The sequence below is a fragment of the Oleiphilus sp. HI0117 genome, from assembly GCF_001635235.1.
On the sequence record NZ_LWGA01000776.1, the window covers coordinates 1 to 4,544 of the forward strand.

General features: G+C 43.0%; 6 protein-coding genes. 2 read left to right on the plus strand and 4 right to left on the minus strand.

Going from position 1 to position 4,544, the window contains the following annotated elements:
• Both bamC and dapA read right to left on the minus strand, forming a co-directional pair.
• The coding region (gene bamC / locus A3757_RS12590) for an outer membrane protein assembly factor BamC (RefSeq protein WP_068739728.1) at nucleotides 1–893 on the minus strand (893 nt) is incomplete at its 3' end.
• Complete coding sequence (gene dapA, locus A3757_RS12595) at nucleotides 893–1,768, minus strand: 4-hydroxy-tetrahydrodipicolinate synthase (RefSeq protein ID WP_068507802.1); 876 nt, start codon at nucleotides 1,766–1,768, stop codon at nucleotides 893–895. The genes dapA and bamC, both read right to left, overlap by 1 nt.
• Before the next feature lie 179 nt (nucleotides 1,769–1,947).
• Here dapA and A3757_RS12600 point away from each other — a divergent pair, with 179 nt between their 5' ends.
• Together A3757_RS12600 and A3757_RS12605 are read left to right on the plus strand one after the other, a co-directional pair.
• Nucleotides 1,948–2,490, plus strand: a complete 543-nt coding sequence (locus A3757_RS12600) for a glycine cleavage system protein R (RefSeq protein WP_068507804.1) — start codon at nucleotides 1,948–1,950, stop codon at nucleotides 2,488–2,490.
• Between the two features lie 49 nt (nucleotides 2,491–2,539).
• On the plus strand, nucleotides 2,540–3,001 hold the full coding sequence (locus A3757_RS12605) for a peroxiredoxin (protein WP_068507806.1): 462 nt from the start codon (nucleotides 2,540–2,542) through the stop codon (nucleotides 2,999–3,001).
• A 51-nt stretch (nucleotides 3,002–3,052) separates the two neighbouring features.
• Here the strand turns inward: A3757_RS12605 and A3757_RS12610 are convergent, their stop codons facing one another.
• On the minus strand, nucleotides 3,053–4,120 hold the full coding sequence (locus tag A3757_RS12610; protein WP_068554310.1) for an AI-2E family transporter: 1,068 nt from the start codon (nucleotides 4,118–4,120) through the stop codon (nucleotides 3,053–3,055).
• Nucleotides 4,121–4,204: 84 nt separating this feature from the next.
• Nucleotides 4,205–4,441: a sulfurtransferase TusA family protein gene (locus tag A3757_RS12615; protein WP_068507810.1), complete on the minus strand. Its 237-nt coding sequence runs from the start codon at nucleotides 4,439–4,441 to the stop codon at nucleotides 4,205–4,207.
• Nucleotides 4,442–4,544 lie beyond the last annotated feature (103 nt).

Below are 4,544 nucleotides of genomic sequence, written 5' to 3' on the forward strand. Positions count from 1 at the left end.
AACCATGAATCCAGCTCATCTCGACTTAAATAACTGACAAAGTACTTTCCTTGCGACTGATCTATATCAGAAACCAGCACCTCTGAAGCTTTAAGCGCTTTACCTACTTCTCTCCATGACCGAAGGTAACTAAGGTTTAGCTTTAGGTACTTTCCGCCTTGATCATCTTCTAGCAAAAAAACACGTGGTTCACCACTAATGTCATTTGCAAGTAGGGAGTGTCTATTTCGCTGGACATCTGAACTAACAAACTCGCCAACCGCATTTAGTATCTTTGTTTCAACCTTAGGTAAAGATGCAGCCTTACTCCATGAGGCTTCAGTAAGAACACCTCCCGCTGGCACTAGCTTCACCTGTAGCTCGGCAGTATTGCGCCTAACACCTTGAAGTAAGTTTGCCAGTAAAGCAACCTGCCCTGTCATCCCGGACTCACGCACAAGCTCATACAACGGTGAGCTTTCGGCAATAGCCTGAGTCATTACATAACCCTGCTGGATTAACTGCTGGCTAGTTTTTACGCCCTGCTCTTGCCAAAAAAAATCGAGCATTGGCCAAACTTTTCCTGGCGAAGAGTACAAGCGCAGCCAGGTCTGATCTTCAATTGACTCAACCAAATATGGATCTGCACTTAAAGCTGCCGTAGCATTTGGAGGTTTAGGTAGCTCATAACCCTCCTGATCAGAACTGGCCGCTTTACGATCAACGTTCGGAATAGGATAACGAGAACCAATTTTTAGATCTGAATACCCCTCCGGCACAGTAATCCTTTGGCTTGTCTCAGCAGCATTGTACTCCCCAGATCTGTCTTTGATCAGCCCACATGCCGTTAATGCGAAAGCAGAAAAAACCAGTAAGGCCCGACGGGCAATAATTTTAATAGTTATATCACTCATCAAATCAGTTTTTTCGCTGTTAACGCAGACTCTACTTGCGAATGATATTGTTTGCTTAGCTCAGTCAATGGCAAGCGAATACCTGAGCCAATCAGACCCATTCTATTTAACGCGAACTTAACAGGTATGGGGTTAGCTTCAACGAACATTGCTTCGTGAACTGACGCCAACTGATCATTCAAAGTTTGAGCTTGCTCAGCCTTACCATCAAGCGCTAGGCGACAAAGCTGACTCATCTCAGCAGGAAGTACATTAGCTGTAACTGAAATATTGCCTTTGGCACCCGCCAAGATCAACTTATAAGCAGTTTCATCATCACCCGAATAGACCGGCATTTTGCCATTTAAGGACTTGATGAGTTCACTGCCACGAGCAATATCACCTGTGGCGTCTTTAATGCCGACAATATTAGGTACATCAGCTAAACGAAGAACCGTCTCGTTCTGCATATCAACAACTGTTCGACCCGGTACGTTGTAAAGAATCTGATCAATTTCTACTGCTTCAGCAATCGCTTTATGATGAAGGTATAGGCCTTCTTGAGTAGGCTTGTTGTAATATGGCGCCACCAGCAAGCATGCATCAGCACCAAGCTTCTTAGCTTCACGCGTGAGTTCAATAGCCTCTGAAGTAGAGTTTGCGCCTGTGCCAGCGATAACAGGAATTCTTCCAGCAATACGTTTAATTATATGATCGATAACGCTGCAATGCTCTGCAGGGTCGAGCGTTGCAGACTCACCAGTGGTACCAACAGCAACAATAGCATTAGTTCCTTTTTCGACATGGAAGTCCAGCAGGGAATCCAAACGTTCCCAATCAAGACTTCCGTCTTCAAACATGGGCGTTACCAGGGCAACAATGCTGCCTTCAATCATATTGATCTCCAAGAAAATATCTGCGCACTTTTTACTCAAAAACAGATACTGAAACGGTACAAAGTAAAAACAATCGCGTATGTTAATGCCGAGATGGTTTTTTCACAAGTAAACATGCCTTACTATATGGCAAAGAAACAAAAATATCGTCCAACAACCCACTCAACTAAGGCGAAATTATGGGCAATACAGATCACAAACCAAACTTTTTGGTTATTTCTTCTATTGGCACCGACAAGCCAGGTATCGTTAATGAGCTAGCAAAAGCCTGCTCGACCAACCAATGCAATATCATAGACAGTAGAATGACAGTGCTCGGGGGCGAATTCGCCGTGATAATGATGGTTTCCGGCGCTTGGGATGCTATAGCAAAACTTGAAGCGAGCCTACCAGCACTGTCCGAGTCACTTGGTCTTACCACCACTGCGAAGCAAACACAGCAGCGGGACAGCCACCCTGCACTAGCGTATACGGTTAGCGTTGTTGCATTGGATAACCCGGGTATCGTTCACGAGATTGCACAGTACTTTTCCTCTCAGAATATAAACATTGATGATTTGCAAACCGGAACCTACAGTGCCCCGCACACCGGTACACAAATGTTTAATCTATCAATGACAATTCGACTGTCAGCTGATACTCACATTGCTAGCTTGAGAGATGAGTTTATGGACTTTTGCGACGAACGTAACCTCGACGCGATCATTGAACCTTTGCGCTAGCAAACTTATTTAACTTAACACTACACAGCAACTAAGGGCTACGCATAAAATGGTAACTTTAAACGAAAAGGTCGGTGCCTTCACTGCCGCAGCAACGTCAGAAACAGAGATAACGAATGACAGCTTAAAGGGCAAAAATACGGTTATTTATTTTTACCCAAAAGACAACACGCCAGGCTGCACAACTGAAGGCCAGGAGTTCAGGGACTCAATTAAAGAATTTGAAGCCTGCAACACTCAGATTCTAGGTGTTTCAAGAGACTCTATGCGCACTCACGAGAACTTTAAAAAGAAACATGAATTCCCTTTTGAGTTAATCAGTGATCCGGAAGAAGAATTTTGTAAGCTTTTTGACGTAATTAAACTTAAAAAGCTTTACGGCAAAGAATATATGGGAATTGAACGCAGCACCTTTATCATCAATGCAGAAGGCACTCTTGTTAAGGAATGGCGCAAAGTAAAAGTCAAAGGCCATGTTGCTGAAGTACTCAAGGCTTGCAAAAGTCTCTAGTCAAAAGAAGTGGCGCCATAACAAGCGCCACTATTACTAAATTTCGCTAGTTTAGATAGAAGTTTCTACTCCCCCTCTTCTTGGCCAGGCAGTGACAACAGCCTTTATCATCGTAGCCAGAGGGATGGCAAAAAACACGCCCCACACCCCCCAGATACCACCAAAAAATAATACCGATACAATTATTACCGCTGGGTGAAGATTAACAACCTCTGAAAATAGCAATGGAACTAGAACGTTTCCATCGATCACCTGAATCACCAGAAAAATTAGCATGACGTAGTAAAACTCTTCATGCAGGCCAAATTGGAATAAGGCAATGAGCGCTACGGGTATTGTCACCAATATGGCACCAATGTAAGGAATAACAACAGATAAGCCAACCAGAATAGCCAATAGAGCCCCATAATTAAGACCCATAAAAATAAAGCCAATATATGTTGTTCCACCTACAACCGCGATTTCAACAAACTTTCCTCGAACATAGTTTGCGAACTGGAGATTCATCTCCTCCCAAACCTGAGTCATTAAGCGCCTATTCTTGGGCAAGATACCGACAATAGAGTTAACGATTGAGTCTCTGTCTTTAACAAAGAAAAAAACCAACAAGGGCACGACAATCAAATAGATCATAGCCGTGATAAACACGGGAACACCCTCAATAGATTGTGACACTAACCACTGACCGAAATTAGCAACCTCTCCTGTAGCCTGCTGAACTAAGGCATCAAGCTCCGATATAGTAATAATATGAGAATAATCTTCTTGTAGGGTAAAAATATGAGATTTAAGATTGTTAAGAATATTGGGCGCATCTCCGACCAACGATGAGAGCTGTCGCCATACCAACGGCATTACCGAAAATATAAAACCGAACACTACCCCTAGGAATAATATATAAGAACTGTAAATCGCAGCCTTATTGTTCATTCCCTTGGACACGAGATAAGCAATAAAGCCTTGAAGCACATATGCGAGGATAACGCTGGCAATAACCGGCGCCATAATGTCGCCCCAAAGCGATATAAACACCAAACTTCCGCCGATTAAAATCAACAGCACAACAGCTTCTTCGTCTGAAAAATATCGGTCAACCCAAGACCGTAATACCTGGAGCATAAATTTGCCTAAAAGAGGTTTGAAACCGGACACTTACTAAAATCAATGCCCATAAATTAGAATACTAAGCGGGAATGAAACGCCTTAGCGCTTAATAATATAGTACACAAAGCGCGACGATTCTAAGTCTTCTTCAGAAGATTCGATTAACTCATGAGCTGTTAAAGCTATAAACGAAGCGAAATCCCTAACGGAGCCCTTATCAGTGGCGATCACTTTGACACATTCACCAGCCGACATCTTATTTAATTGCTGTTTAGCTTTGAGCAATGGCATCGGACAGGCCTCACCAGAAGCATCTACTAAATAATCGAATTGCATAACTACCTATCAATAAAAACAAAACCCAAGGAAAGAACATCTTATAGCAGCGACAGGAGGTTATACAAGCTAATCTCAGACAGCTGCCACCCTAGTTCATTCT

What these genes read in the sequence shown, in the direction of transcription:
- dapA (WP_068507802.1), bottom strand. Translation starts at nt 1,768, where the DNA reads ATGATTGAAGGCAGCATTGTTGCCCTGGTAACGCCCATGTTTGAAGAC.
- A3757_RS12600 (WP_068507804.1), top strand. Translation starts at nt 1,948, where the DNA reads ATGGGCAATACAGATCACAAACCAAACTTTTTGGTTATTTCTTCTATT.
- A3757_RS12605 (WP_068507806.1), top strand. Translation starts at nt 2,540, where the DNA reads ATGGTAACTTTAAACGAAAAGGTCGGTGCCTTCACTGCCGCAGCAACG.
- A3757_RS12610 (WP_068554310.1), bottom strand. Translation starts at nt 4,120, where the DNA reads ATGCTCCAGGTATTACGGTCTTGGGTTGACCGATATTTTTCAGACGAA.
- A3757_RS12615 (WP_068507810.1), bottom strand. Translation starts at nt 4,441, where the DNA reads ATGCAATTCGATTATTTAGTAGATGCTTCTGGTGAGGCCTGTCCGATG.